Raw genomic sequence first — 24,580 nt, 5'->3', positions numbered from 1 at the left:
CTACTTGGTTAGGAAAATACGCGCTGAAGTTAGCTGAGGACGAACGCGAAAACCAGACCAAGGATAGCCAGTGCTTCAGTCAGTGCCAGGCCCAGGAAGGCGATGGGCTGCAGGACGCGCTGGGCTTCCGGCTGACGGGCTACACCGTTGATGTAGGCAGCGAAGACCAGACCCACGCCGATGGCGCCGCCGATGGCGGACAGACCGTAGCCGACGAGGTTGATGTTGCCGTTGATTTCACCAATCATTTGGCTTGTTCCTTTCAAGATGCCCCGGAGGGCAGGTTGTGTGGTTCAGGGGTTTCCCCCGGAGAGGGGAGGTTTAGTGTTCCTCGGCGATTGAGCCTTGGATGTAGATCGCGGTCAGCAGGGTAAAGACGTAGGCCTGCAGGACCTGGATCAAGACTTCGAACAGGAACATAGCGACGCCGCCGATCAGGGTGAGAGCACCCAGCGGCTTCAGCAGTCCCTCAGCCTCGAGCAGCAGGAACGAGGTTCCGGCACCCGCCAGCATGATGATGAGGTGGCCCGACAGCATGGTTGCGAAGAGTCGCAGGCTGTGCGTGATCGGACGGACCAGGAAGGTGGAGATGATTTCGATCAGCACCACGAGGGGCAGGATGGCAATCGGCACGCCGGACGGAACCGTGGCGTACTTGAAGTAGGCAATGCCGTGCTTCTTGATGCCGAGGATGATCCAGGTGAAGTACACGATGCCGGCCAGGGCGTAAGCCGTGCCCACGTGGGACGTGGTCGGCAGCTGCGCCAGCGGGATGCTGCCCCAGAGGTTGTTGATCAGGATGAAGAAGAAGAGCGAGAACAGCAGCGGGGTGAAGGCCTTGAAGTCCTTTTCACCGATGATGTCCCGGCCGATCGAGTTGCGAACGAAGTTGTAGCTCCACTCGCCCAGGAACTGCAGCCGGCCCGGGACCATCTGGCCCTTTCGGGCAGCGGCTACGAAGAACCATCCGAGAATGAGGACGGAAAGGAGGATAAGCAGCATCTGCTTACCAAATCCTTCTCCACTTTCGGCGCCCCAGGGAAGGATCTCAGGGAGGTGCATGTCTTCGAGGGTGGGTGGAACGAATCCCTCGTCATTGGAGGCGGGAAGCGCAAGCGCGATCAACGCGTTTCCTCTCTGCTGTGTCCATCGTTGGGCATATCATTGGCGGGCACGCGCGAGGTGCGCCCTCTAAACAGGTTTTGTGAAATCAATTCGATTTATCCGTATCCGGCTGTTTTCCACCCTTGGCGGGTCGGTCCGCATCCGTGGCCTGCCTGTGCGCGGCGGCCACATAGTAGCCACTGACCGCGCCCAGAACGATACCGGCCGGTAAAATCCAGCGAGTTCCCAGGAGACTATCCAGGCTCCACCCTATCAAACCCAAGGCGATGATTCCCGCCAGCACATACTGCAGTGCTGCGCGGCGCCTGGACGCGGGAGCTTGGAAGGCTGCGGGGGTAACTGCGGGCTTTTTCTCAGGCATTCGAAGCTCCTTCGCTGGAAGGTTCCGCTGCTTCGGTAAAGATCAGGTGCCGGGTTGCTGCAAAGGCACGGATCTCCGTTGCCTGCCACAGAACCACGGCGCCGACAGCACTCAACGCAAACCATTCACGGTGCAGCCATTCCGGCGTACCCAATCCGAAAAGAATGACGGCGAAACCCACAACTTTTATGGCATAGGTAACTACGAACATTCCAATTGCGCCCGAAGGATTTCTCCGGCCGACAAAATGCCCAACCAAGAGGCTGATGCCGAAGAAGGCCGCAATGAGGAACCATCCGAGCACAGAACTTGCCGCAGCGTATCCGTCCGCAAACACTGCCGCCGAGGCCGCAGCCAGCACGGCTGCGCCGCCGGTGACGGCAAGGGCCCGACCGAGGATCCCCAGCCAGGGGGCCTTCGTTGGCCCGGAGGGGGTCAGGAACCCGCTGGTGCGGGAACCGTCTGTGGATCTCATGTGTGGGCAGTCTTCCTTGCCTGGATGGTTCGCCTGGATACTTCTGGAAAAGGCGCGGGGCTACCGCGACCCTTGAATTCTACAGTACATAGAAGAAGCCCCCGGCCCGGCCGCGGCGCAGGCAGCCTCCATCCGGACCGCCTGCGCGGCTACTGGGCGTAGCGCCGCGCGAAGAGTGCAGGCGAAGCGAGGTAGAACACCACCACGGCGACGGCGAAGAGGACTCCGGCCAACGTGGCGCCGGCCCCCGCGCCCGCTGTGAACAGGCCTGCCAGGCCCACCACCAGGGTGCAACCGGTCACCAGCAGGGACACCTGGACATGGCTCAGTCCGGCGTCGGTCAGCCGCTGGTACACATGCTGGCGGTGCGCCGTGTACCACCGCTCTCCCCTGCGCACCCGGCGCAGGAGCGTTGAAAACGTGTCCGCCAGGTACACCAGGAGCGGGAACAGCAGGTACTCCACATAAACGCCGGCAAGAAAAGCAGCCACAGCGGTACCCGCAACGGAAGCGCCCAGCAGATAGCTTCCGACGTCCCCCAGGAACACCTGTCCCCTGCCGAGGTTCCACGGCAGGAAAGCGGCAAACGCAGCAGCCGTGACGGCACCGGCAACAGTCAGCCAGACATGGTCCGACAGCACGCCGCTGATGGAATAAAGCACTCCCACCACCAGTCCGTGCAGGCCGGAAATGCCGTTGATGCCGTCCATGAAGTTGGCCACGTTGATGTAGGCCGCAATGGCCACCCCGCCCACCGGCACCCACCACCAGCTCTGCTCCATGGTCCAAGCCAATGCAGCGGTGCCCGCCAGCCCGATAACCAGCTGGCTGCCGGCACGAGTCCGGACGGATACACCGCGCCAGTCTTCAATCCAGCCAAGCAGCGAGGCCAGGCCGATGACCGCAATGAGGATGGCGACAATGGACCGGTCAACGGACACGAGTCCGGTAGCCAGGGACAGCACCAGCCCCGCCAGGACACCGGCCGCGACCGTCAGGCCCACACCGCGGATCACCACGGTGGTGTGGGAGGACCGCTCGTTTGGAACATCCAGGACGCCCAGCCGGCGCAGCAGCGGGATAAAAACAAAGGGCAGCAGCAGGCTTATCAGGAACGCCGCCGCCGTGCACACGGCCAGCAGCATCAGCCGGTCCGCCGTTCACGGTAGGCGTCGCCGCCGTCCAGTTGGCCGCCGTCCAGTTCGCGGCCGTGCAGTTCGCGGCCGTCCACGGGGGAATCCGTTCCCTCGGGGCTGGCCCCGGAAAGCCGTACTACCCCGGCCCCACCCTCAACAGCGGGCGCGCCGGCAATCCCGCAGCGCCGCAGCCAGTCGGCCAGATCCAGGTCCTCGGGATTGAGGACCGCAACGGACGCGTGGGAGATCTTGGGGTGGAACGGCCGTGAATCCTCTTCACCGGACCCCACCAGGATTTCGTGCATTTTTTCACCCTGGCGCAGGCCGGTGAACACAATATCGATGTCCTTGCCGGACATGGCGATCATGCGGCGGGCAACGTCGAGGATCTTCACCGGTTCGCCCATGTCCAGGATCATGACCTCACCGCCGCGGCCGATTGCCCCGGCTTGGATCACCAACTGGCAAGCCTCGGGAATGGTCATAAAGAAGCGGGTGACCTCGGGGTCCGTAACGGTCAACGGACCGCCTTGGCGGATCTGCTCGCTGAAGAGGGGAAGCATGGACCCCCGGCTGCCAATGACGTTGCCGAACCGCACCGACACGTACTGCTCGCCGGTGGCCTGCGCCATCCAAGCGGTCAGCTTCTCGGCTACCCGCTTGGAATGCCCCAGTACGGTGGTGGGGTTGGCTGCCTTGTCAGTGGAGATGTTCACGAAGTGGCGCACGCCCGCCTTGCGGGCAGCGGCCAGCACGTTTGAGGTGCCCAGCACATTGGTTTTCCATGCTTCCTGCGGGTACTGCTCCAGCAGCGAAACGTGCTTGAGGGCGGCGGCATGGAAAACGACGTCGGGACGGCGCTCGGCAAAGATGCGCTCCAGTGCCTGCGGATCCCGGATATCGGCCAAAACCGTGTCCCTGCCGTCCAGCAGCCCGCGTCCGGTGATGGAAAGCTGGGTGAGCTGCAGCCCGGTCTCATCCCGGTCCACCATGATCAGCTCCCCCGGATTGAACGCGGTGATCTGGCGGCACAGTTCGGAGCCGATGGACCCGCCGGCACCGGTGACCAGCACCTTCTTGCCGGACAGGTAGCCGGCCACCTCCTCAACGCGGATGTCCACGGGCCGGCGGCCAATCAGGTCCTCCACCGCGACGTCGCGGAATTCCGTGAGACCGGCGCCCTCGCCTTTGGACAGCATGTCCTTGAGCGGAGGCAGGACAAGTACGCGCAGGTCCAGGCCCTCTGCACGGTCCGAAATCTCGCGCACCTGTTTGGCTTCGACGTCGGCAATGGCAACAATCAGCACGGTGGCGCGGGTGCGGTGCACTACCTCGGCAAGGTCGGTGAGTTTGCCCAGGACCGGGACAGTCGCCAGCCGCAGGTGCTTCTTGGCGGGGTCGTCGTCAATCAGGCCCACCGGGTAATACGGGGATCCGGGATCCTTCATCATCCGGGACACGAGGGAACCGCCCAGGAACCCGGCACCGTAGATCAGCGTGCGCTGGGCCTCTTCGCCCGGACGGGCCCGGCTCTCCACGTACATCCGCTTCACGTAGCGGATGGCCGCCATGAACAGGCAGGCGAACGGGAAGGCGATCATTCCGGTGCTTCGCGGGATGTCGATCACCAGGCCGAACAGGGCACTGGCAAGGACCAGGATGGCGGAGACTATGAGCGTCACCACGGCCAGCAGGCGCATCTCGTGGAAGCTGCCGAAGCTGTAGCGCCCGCGGTAGAGGGCGAAGGAATACCCGACGATCAGCTGGGTCAGGACTGCCACGCCGCAGAACACGGCCAGTCCCCCCGGATTGATCTGCTCAACCGTCAGCTCGTACCGCAGCACAAGCGCCAGGACGATGGATACGATCCAGGCCAGGGAATCCAGCATGTACTGCGACCACAGCCACAGGACAGGTTTTTCCTCCCTTGGAAGGCTGGCGGTCTCCGTAGGTTTTTGCCTCATGGTCCTCAACGGGTAGGTACCCGGCTCTCTTCTCGGTGGTGCGAAGAACAGGTGGAAGAATCCGGTGTAATAGACTGGAATCTATTCAGCATACTAACTGCACACCCTGTTCTGTTCCGGCCCTGCTGTTTAGACGGGGCCGTTCCTGCGGGTGGCTGCGAAAGGATCATCTTGCCGGACTCCGTTGCCGTAGCAGCAGTCACCTTCGACCGTCCCGATGACGTCAAGACACTCCTCGGTGCACTCGCTGCCCAGACTGCCAACATCACATCCGTGGCCCTGGTGGACTCCGGCAAGAGCCCGGTTGCCGAGATTGCCGAAAGCTCTGCGGCACCTGTGAACTACATCCGTTCGAACACCAACCTGGGCGGGGCCGGGGGCTTCTCCCTGGCCATTCTTTCAGCCATGGCCTCCGGTGCCGAGTGGATCTGGATCATGGACGACGACGCCCATCCCGAGGACCCTCAGTGCCTCGCCGTGCTCCTCGCCGCCGCACAGGAACGCGGGCTCGACGTCGTCCTGCCGCTGGTGGTGGCCCCAGGCGCCCCGGACACCCTCTCCTTCCACTTCCGCCTGGACGGGAAACTGACCCACGACCGCGCCGCAGTCGCCGCCCGGGGGTTCCTGCCCAACGTGGGCCACTTCTTCAACGGCGCGCTGATCCGGGCCGATGTGTTCTACCGGGTGGGCCTGCCGGACCTGCGCCTGTTCATCCGCGGCGACGAGACGGATTTCATGATCAGGCTGCGCCGCGCCGGCGTCGCTTTCGGCACCGTCACCACAGCAGCCCTGACGCATCCCGCCGCATGGTCGGAGGTGCAGCCCGTGCTGGGAGACCGGATGCATGTCCTGGTCCCGGATACGCCGTTCAAACAGTTCTACTTCTACCGCAACCGGGGCCACCTCACCCGGCGTTACGGCCGGGTCAAGTCCTTCGTGGCCGACGCCGCCGGTTACCCGATCCACTTCGCCCGCACGAAAGACCCCAAGGGCTTCGTCCGCTGGCTGCGCGCCTACGCCGCCGGGATGAGCGGGCGCCGCTTCGGACCGCCGTCGGACTTCGGGTTCTAGCAATGGCGAAGCCTGCCGGTGAAGCCGAGCTGACAATTGTCATCACCACCTTCAACCGCGCCGGTTACCTTTCCGGGCTGTTGGAAAGCATCAAGGCGCTTGATCCCGCTCCGGCCGCCGTGGTGGTGGTGGACAATGCCAGCACCGACAATACGCCTGAGGTCCTCGAAGCGGCCCGCAGGGGCTTCCCGGTTCCGCTGACCGTCCTCCGGCTGGAGACCAACACCGGCGGCGCCGGCGGATTCGCGGCCGGAACGGAAGCCGCGCTGGCCGACGGCGCAGGCTGGCTGTGGCTGATGGACGACGACGTCGAGGTACTGCCCGGCGCCGTGGCTGCGCTGCGCAAATGGACCGGCAGCTACGACTGCATCCACGGCCGGCGGCTTGACGGCTCCGGTGCTCCGTTCTTCTGGCAGCACCGCTTTGTGCCCTTCCTCGGCGTGCACGTCCCCGTACGGGGCAACGTTTTCCGCGACTCGCCCGTGTTCGAAACCAATCTGGGCTGCTTCGAGGGAATGCTCATCAGCGCTGAGCAGGTGCGCCGCATCGGCCTGCCGGACGCCCGCTACTTCATCAACGGCGATGACCTGATCTACGGCTGGCTGGCCTCCCTCGACCGGCCGGTGGCGTACGTCAACGATTTCGTGATCCGCAAGGTGCGCGCCCAGAAGCAGATTGATCTGGGCATCCGGCACCTCAACGATTCCAGCGACCTGGGCCGGTTCACGTCCATGCGCAACCGAGGCCACACGGCCCGCTACCTGCAGGTCCACGGACGGTACAACCGTGCCGGCTTTGCCCTGGGCACCGTCCTGACCGCAGGCAAGGAAATACTGCGGCTGGTCGCCGTGGAGCGCACACTGCACGGCGCCGGCCGCCTATGGGCTGGCTGGCGCGAAGCCCGGCGCATCCTGCAGGACCGTTCCTGGTCCCCCACGCCTCCCCTGCCCGCCACCCGAAAGCAACAGGTTTGAGCTCCGCATCCACATCATCAGTTCCCGCACCGCACTCCCCGGTCTGGGCCGTTGTCGGCGCCACCGGATTCATCGGTTCAGCCATCCGCTCCGAGCTGGCCGCCCGTGGTATTGAGGTCCGCAGTGTCCGTGCACCTCGACTGCACGCCGACGGCACGGACCTGCAGTCACTGAAGGACCGGGCTGCCGGCCTGGACACCGAACGGGCTTCGCTCACCGCCGGGCTGGCCGGCGCCGACGTCGTTATCAACGCTGCCGGGCTGGCGACTCCAGGTGCCGGGGATTCCCCCGAACTGCGCGGCGCCAATGCGCTGCTGCCGCTGCTGATCGCCGACGCGGCCGACGCCGCCGGGGTCCGGCGGTTTGTGCACCTGAGCAGCGCCGCTGTGCAGGGTCACCGCCCGTTCCTGGATGAAAGCAGCCACGTCGAACCGTTCTCGGCCTATTCCCGGTCCAAGGCCCTGGGTGAACAGGCCCTCTCGGCGCGTACCGCCGGCAGTTGCAGCGTAACCACCGTCCGCGCCACTTCGGTGCAGGGCCCCGGCCGCGCCACCACCGCCAAGCTGGCCCGGCTGGCCGCCTCGCCGCTGGCCTCAGTGGCCTCACCGGGCACGGCTCCGAGCCCGGTGAGCTCCGTGGATTCCCTCGTCGACTTTGTCCTGAGGGTGGCCGGACACCGCGGACCCGTGCCGGCGGTAGTACTGCAGCCGTGGGAGCAGGCTTCCGTATCTTCGGTCCTGGAGGCGGCCGGCGGACGCCGGCCGGCCCGCCTGCCGGCCTGGTTCTGCCGGGCTGTGCTGCGCCTGGGCTACGGGCTGTCCTCGCTGGCCGGTGAACGCCTGCACGGCCCGCTGCGCCGCGTGGAGATGATGTGGTTCGGGCAGCGGCAGGAGCCGGGCTGGGCCGAAGAAACCAACAACGTTCCCCGCCCCCGGGTGCAGGACGTGCTGCAGGAGGCATCCCGCGGGTGAATCGGCGGCCAAGCGCCCTGAACCGGACCTAAGCCGGATAGGGTGGGTGGATGCTGATGAAAGCCACCCCATGATCGAGATCCTGAACCCGGACGAACTGGCCCGCGCCAGGGTCACCGGACGCCTGGTTGCGGACATCCTGCAAGCCCTGAAGGCGCGGACGAAAGTCGGCACGAACCTGCTGGACATTGACCGGTGGGCAGCGGAAATGATTGCCGCCGCGGGAGCGCGCTCCTGCTATGTCGACTACGCGCCGTCATTCGGCCGCGGCCCGTTCGGCCACTACATCTGCACCGGGGTCAACGATGCAGTGCTGCACGGCCTCCCCTACGACTATTCGCTGGCCGAGGGCGACCTGCTGAAACTGGACTTCGCCATCACCAAGGATGGGATGGCAGCCGATTCGGCCATCAGCTTCATTGTGGGCGAAACCCGCCCGCCCGAAAGCGTCGCACTGATCCGCGCCACGGAACAGGCACTGGACGCAGCCATTGCCGCTGCCGTGCCCGGTGCCCGGATCGGCGACATCTCCGCCGCCATCGCGTCGGTGCTTGGCGCCGCCGGGTATCCGGTCAATACCGAATTCGGGGGCCACGGCATCGGCACCACCATGCACCAGGACCCGCACGTTCCCAATGCCGGGCGTGCGGGTCGCGGGTACAAGCTGCGGCCGGGGCTGATGCTGGCCCTGGAACCGTGGGTCATGGCGGACACGGCGCAACTGGTGACCGACGCCGACGGATGGACGCTGCGCAGCGCCACCGGCTGCCGGACCGCGCACAGCGAGCACACTGTAGCCATTACCGACGGCGGCGCAGAGATCCTCACGCTGCCGTCCGGCGGACGGGCTTAGCCCTGCTCTTTGACCAGTGACGGTGCCGTGCCGCCGTGCGCCTCAGCAGTACCAGCAGCGGTATCGGTGGCCGCATCTTCGGCAGCAGCTTCTTCAGCAGGCGGCTCTTCGCCCAGACCCAGAATCCCGGGAACCACTTCCCGCAGGGCTTCCAGGCTGACGGCGCCCTGCCGCACAACACGCATGGGCTCGCTGGTGGCGTCCACAATGGTCGAGGGCACGCCGTCGCTCCCGGCAACCGGGCGGTGCCCCGCTTCCAGGTAGACCTCCACCGACTCAGCCAGCATTGCCTGCGCCTCGGCAGCGTTCTGGGCGGCGGGCGAGCCGGTCCGGTTAGCCGAGGACACGGCCAGGGGGCCGGTGACTCCCAGCAGCTCCAGGGCGATGCGGTCATCGGGCATCCGCAGGGCGACCGTGCCCATGGTGTCGCCCAGGTCCCAGGACAGGGAAGGCTGGGCGTGGCAGATCAAGGTCAACCCGCCGGGCCAGAAGGTACGGGCCAGGTTGCGGGCGTCTTCGGGGATGTCCGTGGCCAGTCCGTCCATGGTCTGCATCCGGGGAATCAGCACGGGCGGCGGCATGCTGCGGCCGCGGCCCTTGGCTGCAAGCAGCGTGGCTACGGCCTGGGGCGAGAACGCGTCGGCGCCGATCCCGTAGACCGTATCAGTGGGAAGGACCACGCAGGCCTTGGCAGCGATCGCCCGCTGCGCGGCAGCCAGGCCCTCGCTGAGTTCCTCTGGATTGGTGCAGTCATAACTGGTGCTCACGGCAACATTCTTTCGGTAGGGGATGCCATAGGTTCTGGTTCGGCGGCCGCACGCCGGATGGCCGACGTCGCCCGCGGGCGTCCATTGAGGTCGAGGTGGGAACGCACGTCCGTCCACGCGGGATCGGCCGCAAGCCGGCGGGCAATGTCCTGGGCCTGCACTTCGGCATGCTCCATTACGAAATAGCCGCCGGGAACGAGCAGCCGCGCCGCAGTACGGGCGGCCGCCATGGGCAGTTCCATCCCGTCCGCTCCCCCGCCGTACAGGGCCATGGCCGGATCATGCTCGGCGGCTTCCGGCTCGTTGGGTACGGCGTCGGCGGGAATGTACGGCGGGTTGGATACCACCACGTCAAAGGAGCCGTTGTGGCCCGGCAGCGCATCGCGCAGGTCGCCCTGGACCAGCCGAACACCCAGCGGTGCCAGGTTCCGCTCGGCCCAGGCAAACGCCAGCGGGCTGAGCTCGACGGCGTGGACCTCGGCGCCGGGCACCTCGGAGGCCACCGCCGCGGCGATGGCACCGGAGCCCGTGCCCAGGTCCACCACCTTGGCACCAGCGGCGCGGCGGGCGGCATCGATGGCCAACTGCGCCACGGTCTCCGTCTCGGGGCGGGGCACAAAGACCCCGGGCCCCACGGCCAGTTCCAGATAGCGGAAGTGGGCCTTTCCGGTGATGTGCTGCAATGGCACCCGTGCGGCACGCTCAGCCACGAGGTCGGCGTAGCCGGCCGGTGTGGGAGCATCCGTAAAGGCCAGGGCACGCACACGGCCGGCGGTCTCGCCCAGCAGGTGCGCGGCAAGCAGTTCGGCATCCACCCGGGGCGACGGGACCCCCGCGGCTGCCAGCTCCGCCGCGGCGGCCCGCAGGGCTTCGGCCAGTAGGGGTTCGGCGCCGTCCCGGGTGTCCGGCACTGGCTGAGGCTGGTTAGCTTTCGTCACCGATGGCGTCCAGACGGGCCTGTTCATCCATTTCGATGGCGGCCTGCACCACGGCCTCCAGCTCACCGTTCAGCACGGTGTCCAGGTTGTAGGCCTTGTAGCCGGTGCGGTGATCCACAATCCGGTTTTCCGGATAGTTGTAGGTACGGATGCGCTCGGAGCGGTCCATGGTGCGGATCTGCGACTTCCGGATGTCCGAGTTGGCGGCGTCGATCTTCTCCTGCTCGTGCGCCAGGATGCGGGAGCGGAGCACGCGCATGGCTGCTTCACGGTTCTGCAGCTGCGACTTCTCGTTCTGCATGGCCACCACAATGCCGGTGGGCAGGTGGGTGATGCGCACGGCGGAGTCGGTGGTGTTCACTGACTGGCCTCCCGGGCCGGAGGAGCGGTAGACGTCGATCTTCAGGTCGTTCTGGTTGATCTCGACCTCTTCGGGCTCATCCACTTCCGGCAGCACCAGCACGCCGGCGGCCGAGGTGTGGATCCGGCCCTGCGACTCGGTGACGGGAACGCGCTGGACGCGGTGGACACCGCCTTCATACTTCAGGCGGGCGTAGACACCCTCGGCCGGGTCGTTGGAGTTCCCCTTGATGGCCATGGATACATCCTTGTAGCCGCCGAGGTCCGACTCGGTGGCGGAGATGATCTCGGTGCGCCAGCCGCGGTGCTCGGCGTAGCGGGTGTACATGCGCAGCAGGTCGCCGGCGAAGAGAGCAGCTTCGTCGCCGCCCTCACCGCCCTTGACCTCGATGATGACGTCGCGGCCGTCATTGGGGTCACGCGGAATCAGCAGGCGGCGCAGCTTTTCCTGGGCGTCGGCCAGCTGGTCCTTCAGGACGGGAACCTCGGCGGCGAACTCCGGATCCTCATCCGCCATCTCGGATGCTGCGGCCAGATCGTCCTCGAGTCCGTGCCACCGGTTGTAGGCATCCACGATCCGGCTCAGCTCGGCGTAGCGGCGGCCCAGCCGGCGGGCCAGGCCCTGGTCCGCGTGCACTGCCGGATCGGAGAGGCGCAGCTGGAGTTCTGCGTGCTCATCCAACAGACCCTGAATGGACTCAAACATGTTTTCGGTTCCTCTTTCGACTGTGTTTCCCACAGGCAGTTTATCGGCCTGCAGGGGATCCCGTGCTCCGGTGGCTGCACCGGGTTAACGGACAAGCCGCCCAGGCCCGGGCCCCGGCTGGTGCCGGGACCCGAGCATGAGCGGCTCGATAAGGCAGCTAGTCGTCCTTGCTGCCCAGGGTGGTTTTCTGGATCTGCATCAGGAATTCCACGTTGGACTGCGTTTCCTTGATCTTGCCGGTCAGCAGTTCCAGCGCCTGCTGGGTATCCAGGCCGGAGAGGACGCGGCGCAGCTTCCACATGATCTTGACTTCATCAGGAGACAGCAGGTTCTCTTCGCGGCGGGTACCCGAGGCGTTGACATCAACGGCCGGGAAGATGCGCTTGTCCGCAAGGTTGCGGGACAGACGCAGTTCCATATTGCCGGTTCCCTTGAACTCTTCGAAGATGACCTCGTCCATCTTGGAGCCGGTCTCCACCAGGGCCGTGGCCAGGATAGTCAATGACCCGCCGTTTTCGATGTTGCGGGCAGCACCGAAGAAACGCTTGGGCGGGTACAGGGCGGAGGAGTCCACGCCGCCGGAGAGGATACGGCCCGACGCCGGAGCGGCCAGGTTGTAGGCACGGCCCAGGCGGGTCATGGAGTCCAGCAGCACAACAACGTCGTTGCCCATTTCCACCAGGCGCTTGGCGCGCTCAATGGCGAGCTCTGCCACGGTGGTGTGGTCATCGGCGGGACGGTCGAAGGTGGAGGCGATGACCTCACCCTTCACCGTGCGCTGCATATCGGTGACTTCTTCGGGACGTTCGTCAACCAGGACCATCATCAGGTGGACTTCAGGGTTGTTGATGGTGATCGCGTTGGCGATGGACTGCAGGATGAGCGTCTTGCCGGCCTTCGGCGGCGAGACGATCAGGCCGCGCTGGCCCTTGCCGATCGGTGCCACGAGGTCGATGACGCGCGGGCCGATCACCTTGGCGGAAGTCTCGAGGCGCAGGCGCTCGGAGGGGTACAGCGGAACCAGCTTGGAGAAGTCCACGCGGTCCTTGTTGTCCTCGGCGGGCTTGCCGTTGACCGAGGTCAGGCGCACCAGTGCGTTGAACTTCTGACGCTGGTTGCCGCCCTGGTTTTCACCTTCGCGGGGAGCGCGGATGGCGCCAACCACGGCGTCGCCCTTGCGCAGGTTGTACTTCTTGACCTGGGCCAGGGAAACGTACACGTCGTTCGGGCCCGGGAGGTAGCCGGAGGTACGCACGAAGGCGTAGTTTTCCAGCACATCCAGGATGCCGGCGACGGGCAGCAGCACGTCGTCCTCAGTGACCTCGACGTCGTCAACCTCGGGGTTCTGGTTGCGGTTGCGGCGGCGTTCGTTGCGGTCGCGGAAACGGTCGTTGCGGTCGCCGCGGTCGTTGCGGTCATTCCGGTTGCGGTTGCGGCGGTTGCGGCCGCGTCCGTTCTCTTCGTTGTCATCGCGGTTGTTGTCGCGGTCGCGGTTGTTCTCGCGGTTGCCGTTGTTCTCGCGGTTGCCGTTCTCACGGTTGTTGTCGCGGTTCTCGCGGTTGCCGTTCTCGCGGTTTTCGCGGTTGCCGTTTTCGCGGTTGCCGTTTTCGCGGTTGTTGTCGCGGTCGCGGGTGCGGCGTTCGCGGCGCTCTCCGCGCTCGTCGTCGGAGCGGGTCTCAGCGTTATTGGAAGATCCGTTGCTGGAAGCTCCGTTGCCCTCGGCCCGCTTCTCGCCTGCATCCGGTGCCTCCGCACCGTTGGAGGAAGCACCGTTGGAGGAGGCGTTGGTCTCACCGCTGTCGCTGCGGCGGTTGCGCGTGCGGCGGTTGCCGCGCTCACGCTGGTTCTCGTCGCGGGCCGGACGGCCGTTGTCGGCTGCTTCGGTGGTTTCAGCCTGCTGGGGTGCCTGCTGGGCCGGTGCCTCTGCCGGAGCTTCGGCCGGTGCGGAGGTGACTACACCGTCACTGGCGGCACGCCGGTTGCGGTTCCGGGTACGTGCCGGGCGCTCAGCGGCCTGCTCCTGTGCAGCGGGAGCCGAAGCTTCCGGTGCGGTCACGGCACCCTTGGCAGCGTCATCGCCGGCCCGGGATTCGCGCACGGGGCGGTCGGCCACTGCACCGCCGCGCTGGTGGTTGGAAATGGCCGTAACCAAGTCCCCCTTGCGCATCCGGGAGCCGCCGGTGATGCCGAGCTGGCCGGCAAGTGCCTGGAGCTGTGCGAGCTTAAGGCCTGCAAGGCCTGCACTCTTTGAAGTGTTCTCGCCGGCGGAGCCGGCGGATACGGATTCCACGCCTGCAGTCAGGCTGGTGGTGTCTGTCACGAAGGATCCTTCCCCCTCGTCGGGCGGTCCGGCGCATTGCCGGCCGCGGTGATTGGCCCTGGGCCCATGGTCAGACATTGGGCCAGGGTTCGCCTGCTTCCGGCAAGGGCCGGAGAAGGGCGAATCTGCTGGGTGCCTTTTAAGAAGAATCCACGCGGAGTTTGGCCAGCGTTGCTGCCGAACACGCGGCATTCAGTGGGACGCGCCGCTTCTTGGCGGTTCCGGATGAAGGCTACACCGAAGACTGTGCCTCCGCTGGTCAGGCAATTGAATCGACAACCAGCCGGTACGGGTGCAACTGCACCTGACGGCGGCAAGGTGTTTTCAACGAAAGCCCGGGGCGGCCCAACAAATCTGTTACCCAGGTCATATTTGAAACCCAGATCACAATCCAGATGGACGGCCGTGCCGGCGGGAGCACTAGAACGGTTAGTACCGCTGGTGCACTTCCACTCTAGCACCATCTCGCTGAACGCCAAGACTGAGAACACGCCACTTTTCGCGGCTTCCTGCGGCAAGCAGATGTTCCGTGATGAGTCCCTCCGCTTCGCGCGCCTCCGCAACCCCGGCGGCCAGGCACAGCACCGTGGGGCCGGCCCCGGAAATCACAGCTGCGAAGCCAGCTGCGCGCAGGGACGCCATCAATTCCGCGCTGGGGAGCATGGCCGGGGCCCGGAACGACTGGTGCAGTTCGTCGCGGGTTCCCTCCAGCAGCAGTGACGGGTCATGGGTCAGGGCGTGGACCAGCAGGGCAGCCCGCCCTGAGTTTGCCGCGGCTGTGCGGTGCGGAACGCTGGCGGGCAGCAGCCCGCGGGCGCTTGCGGTGGACAGTTCAGTGGCCGGAATGGCTGCCACCGGCACAACGTCCGGGTGCACCGACGCACGGGCGGAACGGAAGCGTCCGCCCGTTTCCCAGGAGATCGCGAGGTCGCCGGCCAGGGCCGGCGCCACATTGTCCGGATGGCCTTCCAGCGCCGAGCAGGCGTGCAGCAGGCCCGCGGCATCCAACCGCGCCTCCGCGGGAAGCAGGGTGTTGGCAGCCAGCACGCCGGACACGATCGCCGACGCCGAGGAGCCCAGGCCGCGTCCGTGCGGAATGGCGTTAGCTGCGCTCAGGTGCAGCCCCGGAGCCGTGTATCCGGCGGCGGCCAGGGTGGAGAGCAGGGCCCGGACCACCAGGTGGGAGGAATCCAGCGGCACGTTCCCGGCGCCCTCCCCCGCCACTTCGACGAGGATGCCCTCCTCCTCGACCGTGCGGACCCGTACGGTGTCATGGAGGTCCAGGGCCAGGCCCAGGGAGTCGAACCCCGGACCGAGGTTGGCGCTGGTCGCCGGCACCCTGACGCTGATGTCCTGGCCCGGAGTCACCGGCCGGGACGGCGTCCGGGCACCGGCGAGACCGGCACCGGGCAGCTCCACCTGCACGCGCGTACCTACTTTCCGGAGGCTGCCGGGGCAGCCGCTTCCAGGCCCAGCGCGGCGGCCACGCTGACGACGTCGAAATCCACCTTGGTGGGCTCGACGTCGGAACCGTCTGCGGTGCGCAGGGCCCACTGCGGGTCCTTCAGGCCGTGCCCGGTAACCGTAATGACGATGGTTTTGCCGGCGGGAACTTCGCCAGCGGCGTGCTTCTTGAGCAGCCCTGCCACACCCGCAGCAGAGGCCGGTTCCACAAACACGCCTTCGCGTGCGGAAAGCCAGCGGTGCGCTTCCAGGATTTCGGTGTCGGTGACGGCCTCGATCAGCCCGCCGGATTCATCGCGTGCGGCAATGGCTGCATCCCAGGACGCCGGGTTGCCGATCCGGATGGCGGTGGCAATGGTGTCGGGATCGCTGACCGGGTGCCCCTTCACCAGGGGCGAAGCGCCCTCGGCCTGGAATCCCCACATGTGCGGCGTCTTGCTGGCCACCGGCGCGAGTTCCTCGCCGGCAACGTTCGTGTAAGGCGCGGCGTACTCGGAGTAACCCTTCCAATACGCGGTGATGTTCCCGGCGTTGCCCACCGGCAGCAGATGGTAGTCCGGGGCGTCCCCAAGCGCGTCCACCACTTCGAAGGACGCGGTTTTCTGGCCTTCGATGCGTGCCGGGTTTACCGAGTTCACCAGGAACACCGGGTAGGCCTCGGCGAGCTTGCGCGCCACTTCCAGGCAGTTGTCGAAGTTGCCGCGCACCTGCAGCAGCTGCGCGCCGTGGGCAATGGCCTGGCTGAGCTTGCCCATGGAAATCTTGCCGTCCGGGACCAGCACGGCACAGGTGATGCCGGCCTGCGTGGCGTAGGCGGCGGCCGAGGCGCTGGTGTTGCCCGTGGAGGCGCACACAACGGCCTTGGCACCGGATTCAACGGCGGCGGTCATGGCCATGGTCATCCCGCGGTCCTTGAACGAGCCGGTGGGATTCATCCCTTCAACCTTGAGGTAGACCGTGGATCCGGTCAGCTCCGAGAGGGCCTTGGCATGAACCAGCGGCGTGCCGCCTTCACCCAGGGTGATGACTTCGGTGCTGTCGGTGACCGGCAGCCGGTCGGCGTATTCGCGGATAACGCCGCTCCATTGGTGAGCCACGGCTCAAACTCCTTCTACCCGCAGGACGGATTTAACGTTCGTGATGACGTCAAGGTCCTTGATGGCCTCAACGGTGGCCGCCAGGGCGGCCTCGGAAGCACGGTGCGTGACGAAGCGCAGTTCGGCGCTGGCCCCTTCACCGTGGATGGTCTGGCGCATGGTCTCAATGGAGACGCCGTGTTCGGAGAAAACCCGGGCGACGGCGGCCAGCACGCCCGGCTGGTCCGCCACCTCCAGGCCAATGGAGTAGCTGGTGGTGACTTTCTGAAGCGGCAGTGCCGGCAGGTGTCCGGAAGGCCGGCCGGCGGGAACCGGTCCGCCCAGGACCAGCCGCCGTGCCGCCGTCACCACATCACCCATCACGGCCGATGCAGTGGGTGCGCCGCCGGCGCCCTGGCCGTAGAACATCAGTTCCCCGGCGTTCTCGGCCTCGACGAACACGGCGTTGAAGGCTCCGTGCACGGCGGCCAGCGGATGACGGCGCGGCAGCAGGGTGGGATGCACCCGTACGCTCACGCCCTCGGTGCCGTCGTCGTCGGCGAACCTTTCGGCGATGGCCAGCAACTTGATGACGAACCCGGCGTCCTGCGCCGCACTGATGTCTTCGGCCGTCACGGAGCTGATGCCCTCGCAGGACACGGCGGAAAGGTCAAAGCCGGTGTGGAAGGCCAGGGAGGCAAGGATGGCACCCTTCGCGGCAGCGTCATGCCCCTCCACATCGGCGGTGGGATCCGCCTCCGCGTACCCTAGCCGCTGGGCGTCGGCCAGCGCGTCGGCGAACTGCGCGCCGGTGGAATCCATGGCGTCCAGGATGTAGTTGGTGGTGCCGTTGACAATTCCCATCACCTTGGTGATCCGGTCCCCGGCCAGGCTGTCCCGGATGGGGCGCAGGATCGGGATGGCTCCGGCCACTGCCGCTTCATAGGAGAGCTGGACGCCGGCGGCGTCGGCCTTCTCGTACAGCGCAGCACCGTCCGCGGCGAGCAGGGCCTTGTTGCCGGTGACCACGGCGGCGCCGTTGCCCAGGGCGTGCATAATCAGGGTGCGGGCCGGCTCGATCCCGCCCATCAACTCGATCACGATGTCCGCGCCAGCCACCAGTGCCTCGGCGTCGGTGGTGAACAGGTCCGCGGGCAGCTGCACGTCGCGGGACGCGTCCGGGTTGCGGACGGCAATGCCGGCCAGCTCCAGCCGGGCGCCGAGGCGGGCGGTGAGGTCTGCGGCGTCATCGATGAGGATCCGGGCGACCTGCGATCCCACGTTTCCGCATCCCAGCAGGGCCACTTTCAGGGTCTTCATGGTGCGTGCCAACTCCTCTAACGGTTAGGAAACGTCGCGTGCCAACAGATCGTCCTCGGTTTCGCCGCGGACAATCAGGCGGGCGGTGCCGTTCCGCACGGCGACTACGGGCGGACGGGCAATGTAGTTGTAGTTGCTCGAAAGCACCCAGCAGTAGGCACCGGTGCCGGGAACGGCCAGCAGGTCCCCGGCCGTGACGTCCCCGGGCAGGTAGGCATCCCGGACCACTATGTCCCCGCTCTCGCAGTGTTTACCAACCACGCGCGACATAACCGCGTCATCTTCGGAGGCCCGCGAGGCCAGCACGGCGGAGTAGTCGGCGCCGTACAGCACCGGGCGGGCGTTGTCGCTCATCCCGCCGTCCACGCTGACATAGCGACGCGGCGAGGTGCCGCCGCCGTTCGTGTCCACCCGGACGGTCTTGGTGGTGCCGGTGCGGTACAGCGTGAACGTGCTCGGGCCCACGATGGCGCGGCCGGGCTCAATCGAGATCCGCGGCACGGCCAGGCCCAGTTCGGCGCAGGTACTGCCGACGACGGCGGCCATGGCGTTGGCGATCTCGGCCGGCGGCCGCGGGGCGTCGGCCTCGGTGTAGGCGATGCCGTAGCCGCCGCCCAGGTCCAGCTCCGCCAGTTCGACGCCGTACCCCTCCTTCACCTCGGCCAGGAAGCCGAGCAGCCGGCGGGCAGCCAGCTCGAAGCCGGCGGATTCGAAGATCTGCGAGCCAATGTGGCAGTGCACGCCCACCAGGTTCACGCCGTCGTGCTTCAGCGCGTTTTCCACGGCGGCCATAGCCGGGGAGCGCCCGTCCAAGTCCGGATCCGCGACCATCGACAGGCCGAACTTCTGGTCCTCGTGGGCGGTGGCAATGAACTCGTGGGTGGACGCGTGCACTCCCGGGGTCAGGCGCAGCATCACGTTGGCGCGCTCGCCCCGGGAGGCTGCGAGGTTCCCCAGCAGCTCCAGTTCGCCCAGGCTGTCCACCACGATGCGTCCCAGCTCCATGTCCAGGGCGCGGGTCATTTCAGCCACGGACTTGTTGTTGCCGTGCAGGCCCAGCTGGCTGCCGTGCAGTCCGGCGCGGCGGGCCACCGCCAGCTCGCCGCCGGAGCAGGTGTCCAGGCGCAGGCCTTCCGAGGAGACCCAGCGGGCCACCTCGGTGCACAGGAAGGACTTGCCCGCGTAGTAGACGTCCACTCCCCCGCACAGGCCGGCGAACGCGGCGTCGAAGGAGTCCTTGAAGTCCCGGGCGCGCGCACGGAAGTCATCCTCGGACATCACGAACACCGGGGTGCCGAACTCCCCGGCGATCCGGCTGACCGGAATACCGGAAATTTCCAGCTCGCCGCTATCCCCCCGGGCGACGTCGCGTGCCCACATCTGCGGACGCAGGGCATTAGGGTCCTCCGGGTGGCTGAGCCAGGCGGGGGCCAGGGGTGAAGCAGTCATGAGTTACATCCGTTCGGGTGCGGATACTCCCAGCAGGCCCAGGCCGTTGGCCAGGACCTGGCGTGCGGCGAGGTTCAGCCACAGGCGGGTGCGGTTGGTATCGGTGATTTCCTCGTCGCCCTGCGGCGCAATGCGGCAGGCGTCGTACCAGCGGTGGTACGTGCCGGCGATGACCTCGAGGTGGCGGGCCACGCGGTGCGGCTCGCGGAAGGCGCTGGCCTGGGCGACGACGCCGGGGTACTGGCCCAGCGCGGCGAGCAGGGCGCTTTCGGTGGGGTGGTTCAGCAGCGAGGCGTCGAAAGCGGAATCGTCGACGCCGGCCGCCTCGGCGTTGCGGGCCAGGGCATGTGTGCGGGCGTGGGCGTACTGGACGTAGAACACGGGGTTCTCGTTGCTGCGCTTGGTCAGCAGGTCCAGGTCCACGTCAATGTTGGAGTCGGCGGAGAAGCGGGCCAGGGTGTAGCGGGCAGCGTCCACGCCCACGGCCTCCACCAGGTCCTCGAGCGTGACTACCGTGCCTGCGCGCTTGGACATGCGCACCGGCTTGCCGTCCTTGACCAGGTTCACCATCTGGCCGATCAGGACCTCCACGCACTCCGGGTCGTGGCCCAGGGCTGCGGCAGCGGCCTTCAGGCGTGCCACGTAGCCGTGGTGGTCCGCGCCGAGCATGTAGACGTTCAGGTCGAAGCCGCGCTCGCGCTTGTTGTGGATGTAGGCGATGTCGCCGGCAATGTAGGCGGCGTTGCCGTCCGACTTGATGACCACGCGGTCCTTGTCATCACCGAACTCGCTGGAGTTCAGCCACCAGGCGCCGTCCTTTTCGTACAGGTTTCCCGAGCCCTTCAGCTGCTCCAGAAGCTTGTCCACCTGTCCGTTTTCGTGCAGGGAATCCTCGTGGAAGTAGACGTCGAAGTCGACGCCGAAGTTGTGCAGTGACTCCTTGATGTCACCGAACATGAAGTCCACGCCCACTGCACGGAAACGCTCCTGCGCCTCGGCGTCGGGCAGTTCCATGATGCCGGGCTCGGCGGCGAGCACGCGGTTGGCGATGTCCTCGATGTAGGCGCCGGCGTATCCGTCTTCGGGGGCCGGTTCGCCCTTGGCGGAGGCCAGCAGGGACCGGGCGAAGCGGTCAATCTGCGCGCCGTGGTCATTGAAGTAGTACTCGCGGGTCACGTCTGCGCCCTGGGATTCGAAGACCCGGGCCAGGGCGTCGCCCACGGCGGCCCAGCGGGTGCCGCCCAGGTGGATGGGGCCCGTGGGGTTGGCGGAGACGAACTCGAGGTTGATCCGCGTGCCCCTGAGGATTTCGGATGTGCCGTAGGCGGGGCCGGCGTCGACAATTGCCTTGGCCAGTTCACCGGCGGCGCCGGCGTCGAGGGTGATGTTCAGGAAGCCGGGGCCGGCAATGTCCACCTTGGCCACGCCGGTGATCTTCTCCAGCCGGCCCTTCAGGATTTCCGCGAACTGACGGGGATTCATGCCGGCCTGCTTGGACAGCTGCAGGGCAATGTTGGTGGCCCAGTCACCGTGGTCCCGGTTCTTCGGGCGCTCCACCCGGACCTCCCCGGGCAGCTCGACGCTGAAGTCACCGGCATCGATGGCGTCTTGGAGGCAGGCAGTTACGGCGGAGGAAAGTTCTTCAGGAGTCACCGGTTAAGCATAGCCGGGTGCGGCACTGGCCTCGTTGTGTATGACAGGCCTTACCCAGCCAACGCCCAGCGCCGGGGGTAATGATGCGGTGTAATAAAGGGGAAAGTGGATGCGATGTAATGAAGGGGAAGGCGTTTGCCGGCTCCTTGCAGCCGTGGCCTGGCAGTCTTCCCCTAATCCCCGGAACCCCAATAACGAGGAGAACCGTGAACCGAGCGAGCAAGTCCCTGTTGTGTGCCGCCGCCGGCCTGTCCCTGCTCTCTGCCGCCGGATGCGCAGCGGGCGAAGACAGTGAAAGCGCGGACGCTGCCGAAGCACCGGCCAGCCCGTCCGCCAGCCAGTCCGCTGCCCCGTCCCCCGCCGCCACGGCGGATGCGTCCGCTTCCGGCGCTTACGCGGACGGCGAGTATTCCGGCACCGGAAGCTACATCCCGCCGTCGGGCACCTCCGAAGACGTGGATGTGACGCTGCGGCTGGAAAACAATGTGGTGACCGAACTGGAAGTGAAGACTTCACAGAAGAATCCCACCTCCAAGCAGTACCAGCGCGAATTCACCTCCAACGTGCAGGAGCAGGTGGTGGGCAAGAACATTGATGAGCTCGATGTGCACAAGGTGGCCGGATCCTCGCTGACCAGTGAAGGCTTCAACCGCGCACTGGATGCGATCCGCCCCGTGGCGGGATCCTAGGTACCGCCGATGCATACCGTGGGCTTCCAGGCGATCGGCACGGCGTGGACGCTGTCCACGCCGGATCCCCTGGAAGCCTCCGTGCAGGCTGCCGTTGCGGAGCTGGTCCAGGACTATGACCGGACCTGGTCCCGCTTCCGCAGCGACTCCACGGTGGCGCGGATGGCCGACGGTGCCGGCAGTTTTGAGCTGCCCGGGTCCGCTGCCGGGCTGCTGCGTCTTTTCGACGCCCTGAACCGGCTCACCGACGGCGCAGTGAATCCCCTCGTCGGGCGTTCCCTGGAGGTTTTGGGGTACGACGCCGCGTACAGCTTCCGTGTCTGGGGACCGTCCCTGCCGGCAGCGGCGTGGGCGGAAACCGTGTCCTGGACCGAGGCTCAGGGCGGTTCCGGGGCGGGCGGTTCCGGGGCGGGCGGTTCCGGGGCGGGCGTGACGGTGCGCACTTCCGCTCCGGTGACATTCGATATTGGTGCCGCCGGAAAGGGGCAGCTGGTGGACCTGGTCTGCGGCGTGCTGGAGTCCGCCGGCGTCCGCCGTTATGTGGTGGACGCAGGCTCGGACCTGCGCCATGCCGGTGCCGAGCCCCTGCGGGTGGCTCTGGAACATCCGTATGACCCGGCGCGGGCCATCGGCGTGCTGACCCTGGCCGACCGGGCGCTGTGCGCATCCGCAGTCAACCGCCGCCGATGGGGCGAAGGCCTGCACCATGTCCTGGACGCGCGGACCGGCGCTCCCGTGGACGCAGTGGCAGCCACCTGGGCCTTAGCCGCAGACGCCATGACCGCCGACGGGTTGGCCACGGCCCTGTTTTTCGCCGATCCGCAGACCCTCGCGGCCGGGTTCGACTTTGACTATGTCCGGATGTTTACCGACGGCCGGGCCGACTATTCCCCTGCAATGGCTGGAGTCCTGTTCCCATGAGCGTCAACGCACCTGCTGCCCCGCGCACCCTGAACACCTTTCTGGGCCGCTGGACCATGTACCGGCTCACCGTTTGGTTGCTGCTGGCCTGTGTTGCCTGGTCTTTTGTGCTCTCCTTTGCCGGGGTGCTCTTTTATACTCCGGCTGAGCTGGGGGCCACGCTGCTGACCGCCGTAGCGTCCACCCTGGTCACCAGCAGGGTGGCCGGGCTGCTGTTGCGCACCCGTCCGCTGACGGATTCCTCGCTGATCACCGGACTGCTGCTGTACTTCCTGTTCTGGCCGGGCACCGGGGGCGCGGAGTTGGGCACAGTGGCCCTTGCCGGTGCTGCAGCGACTGCGTCCAAATACGTGCTGGCCGTCCGGCGCCGGCACATCTTCAACCCGGCAGCGGCCGGCGCGTTTGTTGTTGCCCTGACCGGATTGGGAGGTGCGGCCTGGTGGGTGGCCACCCCGTGGATGCTGGTAGCCGTGCTGCCTGCTTCCCTGCTGGTCCTGTACCGGAACCGCCTGCTGCCGATGGCCGGAGTGTTTGCGCTGACCGCCGTGGTGGTCCTTGTGTTCCGGTTTATGGCAAACGGAGAATCTGCCGCCGATGCCCTGGTCACGGTCGCCGGCTCTTATCCGCTGGTCTTCCTGGCCGGTTTTATGCTTACCGAACCGCTGACCCTGCCCCCGCTGCGCGCTCAGCGGCTGGCGGAGGGCGTCGTCGTCGGCGTCCTTTTTGCCGTGCCGCTGTCCTTGGGCCCCGTCGCCATGTCCCCCGAACTGGCCCTGCTGGTGGGCAACGCGCTCGCCTTTGTGCTGGGACAGCGCGGCGCCGTGCGGCTGCGCCTGCAGGCCACGCGGGAGCTGACCCCGACCGCCCGTGAAGTCGTGTTCGTCCCGTCCCGTCCGGTCCGGTTCCGTGCCGGCCAATACCTGGAGCTCGCGGTCCCGCACTTCGAGCCCGATTCCCGCGGGTCGCGGCGGATCTTCAGCATCACCACGGCACCGGGCGAACCAGGCACGGTGGCTGTGGGGCTGCGGGTGGCGGCAGAGGCCGGCAGCAGCTTCAAGACTGCGCTGATGAAAATGCGTCCCGGCGCAGAAGTGACGGCGACAGCCGTGGCCGGAGACTTCCTGCTGCCCCGGGATCCGGCCAAGCCCGTACTGATGATTGCTTCCGGTATCGGCATTACGCCGTTTATCAGCCAGTTGCGCGCGGTACGCGGCGAAGGACATGGCGGAACGGCACGCGCGCAGACGGCAAGGGACATTGTCCTGGTTTATGCCGCGTCCGATGTCGCCGAACTGGCCTACGCTGACGAGCTGCGGGCATTCGGGATCCGGGTGCTGGTGTGCACCCCGGCTGATCCCGAAATCCCGGAGTGGACATGGCTTGGTGCCGGCCTTCCGGACGCCGCAGTGCTGCGGCAGGAAGTTCCCGATATCGCCTCCCGGGCGGTGTACGTTTCGGGTTCGCCCCTGGCTGTGGCGGCCGCCCGCAAGGCGGTCCGCAGCGCGGGAGGGCGGCGGATCCGGACCGATCCGTTCCTGGGGTACTAGTCCCGGGCGTTCCCCCGGTGTCCATTCCCTGGTTAAAAAGGTGGCGGTGTCACCAGGGTGGACGCCTGTCCCGGCTCAGGTCGGACACGAGCCAGTTCCAGGAAGGGTTCGGTTCGGTAGACCCGTCCCGTGGGTGAGGTCCATTCCATCACTCCCGGTTCCGGTTGCCGGGCCTTCCAGAATCCCAGGGTTTTGAACCGGTGATGCCTCCGGCATAAATGGGCGAGGTTGCCATGGTCCGTAGGGCCTCCGTCCGCCCAGTCGGTGGTGTGGTCGATTTCCGTGACCGCGGTGCTGACCCGGCAGCCGGGGAACCGGCAGGTTCCGTCCCTGGCACGTAGCCATCGGGCCAGTCCGGCGGGGACTTTCCGGCGCCTGCCCACGCCGAGGATTTCCCCGGTGTCCGGGTCCTGGACGAGTCCGGTCCAGCGGGTGGCGTG

Annotated in this window: 23 protein-coding genes; 7 read left to right on the top strand and 16 right to left on the bottom strand. The window is 66.7% G+C overall.

Annotated elements, in window-relative coordinates; all coding sequences use genetic code 11:
• Positions 1–29: 29 nt before the first annotated feature.
• The 6 genes from atpE to LOC57_RS15790 all read right to left on the bottom strand — a co-directional run bounded on the left by atpE (position 30) and on the right by LOC57_RS15790 (position 5,061).
• The gene (atpE, locus tag LOC57_RS15815; RefSeq protein ID WP_227913847.1) at positions 30–248 is read right to left on the bottom strand and encodes an ATP synthase F0 subunit C; all 219 of its coding nucleotides are present in this window, start codon (positions 246–248) and stop codon (positions 30–32) included.
• Positions 249–321: 73 nt separating this feature from the next.
• Positions 322–1,125 (bottom strand): F0F1 ATP synthase subunit A, encoded by an 804-nt coding sequence (gene atpB, locus LOC57_RS15810; protein WP_227913846.1) that lies wholly within the window; start codon positions 1,123–1,125, stop codon positions 322–324.
• Between the two features lie 85 nt (positions 1,126–1,210).
• A complete protein-coding gene (locus LOC57_RS15805; protein WP_227913845.1) occupies positions 1,211–1,486 on the bottom strand; it encodes an AtpZ/AtpI family protein in 276 nt (91 codons plus the stop codon).
• On the bottom strand, positions 1,479–1,961 hold the full coding sequence (locus tag LOC57_RS15800) for a hypothetical protein (RefSeq protein ID WP_227924900.1): 483 nt from the start codon (positions 1,959–1,961) through the stop codon (positions 1,479–1,481). Before LOC57_RS15800 ends, LOC57_RS15805 begins: the two co-directional genes overlap by 8 nt.
• Before the next feature lie 149 nt (positions 1,962–2,110).
• A complete protein-coding gene (locus tag LOC57_RS15795) occupies positions 2,111–3,106 on the bottom strand; it encodes an MraY family glycosyltransferase (protein WP_229960881.1) in 996 nt (331 codons plus the stop codon).
• On the bottom strand, positions 3,106–5,061 hold the full coding sequence (locus tag LOC57_RS15790; protein ID WP_229960879.1) for a polysaccharide biosynthesis protein: 1,956 nt from the start codon (positions 5,059–5,061) through the stop codon (positions 3,106–3,108). Before LOC57_RS15790 ends, LOC57_RS15795 begins: the two co-directional genes overlap by 1 nt.
• A 171-nt stretch (positions 5,062–5,232) precedes the next feature.
• Here LOC57_RS15790 and LOC57_RS15785 point away from each other — a divergent pair, with 171 nt between their 5' ends.
• The 4 genes from LOC57_RS15785 (at position 5,233) to map (ending at position 8,930) form a co-directional block, all read left to right on the top strand.
• Positions 5,233–6,132 carry a glycosyltransferase gene (locus LOC57_RS15785; RefSeq protein WP_227913841.1) on the top strand — a complete coding sequence of 300 codons (900 nt, stop codon included), beginning with the start codon at positions 5,233–5,235 and terminating at the stop codon, positions 6,130–6,132.
• A 2-nt stretch (positions 6,133–6,134) separates the two neighbouring features.
• A complete protein-coding gene (locus LOC57_RS15780) occupies positions 6,135–7,106 on the top strand; it encodes a glycosyltransferase (protein WP_229960877.1) in 972 nt (323 codons plus the stop codon).
• Positions 7,103–8,077, top strand: a complete 975-nt coding sequence (locus LOC57_RS15775; RefSeq protein ID WP_229960875.1) for an NAD-dependent epimerase/dehydratase family protein — start codon at positions 7,103–7,105, stop codon at positions 8,075–8,077. The genes LOC57_RS15780 and LOC57_RS15775 overlap by 4 nt, the downstream gene beginning before the upstream one ends.
• A gap of 70 nt (positions 8,078–8,147) precedes the next feature.
• Positions 8,148–8,930 (top strand): type I methionyl aminopeptidase, encoded by a 783-nt coding sequence (gene map / locus LOC57_RS15770; RefSeq protein ID WP_227913883.1) that lies wholly within the window; start codon positions 8,148–8,150, stop codon positions 8,928–8,930.
• Here map and LOC57_RS15765 read toward each other — a convergent pair.
• The 9 genes from LOC57_RS15765 to argS form a co-directional block, all read right to left on the bottom strand.
• Positions 8,927–9,697, bottom strand: coding sequence for an L-threonylcarbamoyladenylate synthase (locus tag LOC57_RS15765; RefSeq protein WP_229960873.1), 771 nt, complete (start codon positions 9,695–9,697; stop codon positions 8,927–8,929). The genes map and LOC57_RS15765 overlap by 4 nt on opposite strands.
• Positions 9,694–10,608 carry a peptide chain release factor N(5)-glutamine methyltransferase gene (gene prmC / locus LOC57_RS15760; protein ID WP_229960871.1) on the bottom strand — a complete coding sequence of 305 codons (915 nt, stop codon included), beginning with the start codon at positions 10,606–10,608 and terminating at the stop codon, positions 9,694–9,696. The genes LOC57_RS15765 and prmC overlap by 4 nt, the downstream gene beginning before the upstream one ends.
• Before the next feature lie 13 nt (positions 10,609–10,621).
• Complete coding sequence (gene prfA / locus LOC57_RS15755; RefSeq protein WP_227913836.1) at positions 10,622–11,701, bottom strand: peptide chain release factor 1; 1,080 nt, start codon at positions 11,699–11,701, stop codon at positions 10,622–10,624.
• Between the two features lie 157 nt (positions 11,702–11,858).
• Positions 11,859–14,021: a transcription termination factor Rho gene (gene rho, locus LOC57_RS15750; protein WP_229960869.1), complete on the bottom strand. Its 2,163-nt coding sequence runs from the start codon at positions 14,019–14,021 to the stop codon at positions 11,859–11,861.
• Between the two features lie 429 nt (positions 14,022–14,450).
• Positions 14,451–15,446, bottom strand: a complete 996-nt coding sequence (gene thrB, locus LOC57_RS15745; protein WP_442860736.1) for a homoserine kinase — start codon at positions 15,444–15,446, stop codon at positions 14,451–14,453.
• A gap of 8 nt (positions 15,447–15,454) precedes the next feature.
• The gene (gene thrC / locus LOC57_RS15740) at positions 15,455–16,582 is read right to left on the bottom strand and encodes a threonine synthase (RefSeq protein ID WP_227924908.1); all 1,128 of its coding nucleotides are present in this window, start codon (positions 16,580–16,582) and stop codon (positions 15,455–15,457) included.
• Between the two features lie 3 nt (positions 16,583–16,585).
• Positions 16,586–17,881 (bottom strand): homoserine dehydrogenase, encoded by a 1,296-nt coding sequence (locus LOC57_RS15735; protein ID WP_229960867.1) that lies wholly within the window; start codon positions 17,879–17,881, stop codon positions 16,586–16,588.
• 24 nt (positions 17,882–17,905) lie between these two features.
• Positions 17,906–19,330, bottom strand: coding sequence for a diaminopimelate decarboxylase (gene lysA, locus LOC57_RS15730; protein WP_229960865.1), 1,425 nt, complete (start codon positions 19,328–19,330; stop codon positions 17,906–17,908).
• Positions 19,331–19,333: 3 nt separating this feature from the next.
• Positions 19,334–20,983 carry an arginine--tRNA ligase gene (gene argS, locus LOC57_RS15725; protein ID WP_229960863.1) on the bottom strand — a complete coding sequence of 550 codons (1,650 nt, stop codon included), beginning with the start codon at positions 20,981–20,983 and terminating at the stop codon, positions 19,334–19,336.
• Between the two features lie 206 nt (positions 20,984–21,189).
• On the opposite strand from argS, the gene LOC57_RS15720 reads away from it, so the two are divergent.
• From LOC57_RS15720 to LOC57_RS15710, 3 genes are read left to right on the top strand one after another with little or no spacing between them, the layout of a single operon-like run.
• Positions 21,190–21,672 carry an FMN-binding protein gene (locus LOC57_RS15720; RefSeq protein ID WP_229960860.1) on the top strand — a complete coding sequence of 161 codons (483 nt, stop codon included), beginning with the start codon at positions 21,190–21,192 and terminating at the stop codon, positions 21,670–21,672.
• A 9-nt stretch (positions 21,673–21,681) separates the two neighbouring features.
• Complete coding sequence (locus tag LOC57_RS15715; RefSeq protein WP_229960858.1) at positions 21,682–22,593, top strand: FAD:protein FMN transferase; 912 nt, start codon at positions 21,682–21,684, stop codon at positions 22,591–22,593.
• Complete coding sequence (locus LOC57_RS15710; RefSeq protein WP_229960856.1) at positions 22,590–24,140, top strand: FAD-dependent oxidoreductase; 1,551 nt, start codon at positions 22,590–22,592, stop codon at positions 24,138–24,140. Before LOC57_RS15715 ends, LOC57_RS15710 begins: the two co-directional genes overlap by 4 nt.
• Before the next feature lie 32 nt (positions 24,141–24,172).
• Here the strand turns inward: LOC57_RS15710 and LOC57_RS15705 are convergent.
• Positions 24,173–24,580, bottom strand: a 408-nt coding sequence (locus LOC57_RS15705) for an HNH endonuclease signature motif containing protein (RefSeq protein ID WP_229960854.1), incomplete at its 5' end; no start/stop codon positions are given.

The organism is Arthrobacter sp. zg-Y750 (assembly GCF_020907365.1).
In the GTDB taxonomy this organism is placed as follows: domain Bacteria; phylum Actinomycetota; class Actinomycetes; order Actinomycetales; family Micrococcaceae; genus Arthrobacter_B.
The sequence above is the reverse complement of the archived record's forward strand: the minus strand, read 5'-3'. Positions and strand labels throughout refer to the sequence as shown.

What these genes read in the sequence shown, in the direction of transcription:
- atpE (WP_227913847.1), bottom strand. Translation starts at nt 248, where the DNA reads ATGATTGGTGAAATCAACGGCAACATCAACCTCGTCGGCTACGGTCTG.
- LOC57_RS15805 (WP_227913845.1), bottom strand. Translation starts at nt 1,486, where the DNA reads ATGCCTGAGAAAAAGCCCGCAGTTACCCCCGCAGCCTTCCAAGCTCCC.
- LOC57_RS15800 (WP_227924900.1), bottom strand. Translation starts at nt 1,961, where the DNA reads ATGAGATCCACAGACGGTTCCCGCACCAGCGGGTTCCTGACCCCCTCC.
- LOC57_RS15795 (WP_229960881.1), bottom strand. Translation starts at nt 3,106, where the DNA reads ATGCTGCTGGCCGTGTGCACGGCGGCGGCGTTCCTGATAAGCCTGCTG.
- LOC57_RS15790 (WP_229960879.1), bottom strand. Translation starts at nt 5,061, where the DNA reads ATGAGGCAAAAACCTACGGAGACCGCCAGCCTTCCAAGGGAGGAAAAA.
- LOC57_RS15780 (WP_229960877.1), top strand. Translation starts at nt 6,135, where the DNA reads ATGGCGAAGCCTGCCGGTGAAGCCGAGCTGACAATTGTCATCACCACC.
- map (WP_227913883.1), top strand. Translation starts at nt 8,148, where the DNA reads ATGATCGAGATCCTGAACCCGGACGAACTGGCCCGCGCCAGGGTCACC.
- prfA (WP_227913836.1), bottom strand. Translation starts at nt 11,701, where the DNA reads ATGTTTGAGTCCATTCAGGGTCTGTTGGATGAGCACGCAGAACTCCAG.
- LOC57_RS15735 (WP_229960867.1), bottom strand. Translation starts at nt 17,881, where the DNA reads ATGAAGACCCTGAAAGTGGCCCTGCTGGGATGCGGAAACGTGGGATCG.
- lysA (WP_229960865.1), bottom strand. Translation starts at nt 19,330, where the DNA reads ATGACTGCTTCACCCCTGGCCCCCGCCTGGCTCAGCCACCCGGAGGAC.
- LOC57_RS15715 (WP_229960858.1), top strand. Translation starts at nt 21,682, where the DNA reads ATGCATACCGTGGGCTTCCAGGCGATCGGCACGGCGTGGACGCTGTCC.
- LOC57_RS15710 (WP_229960856.1), top strand. Translation starts at nt 22,590, where the DNA reads ATGAGCGTCAACGCACCTGCTGCCCCGCGCACCCTGAACACCTTTCTG.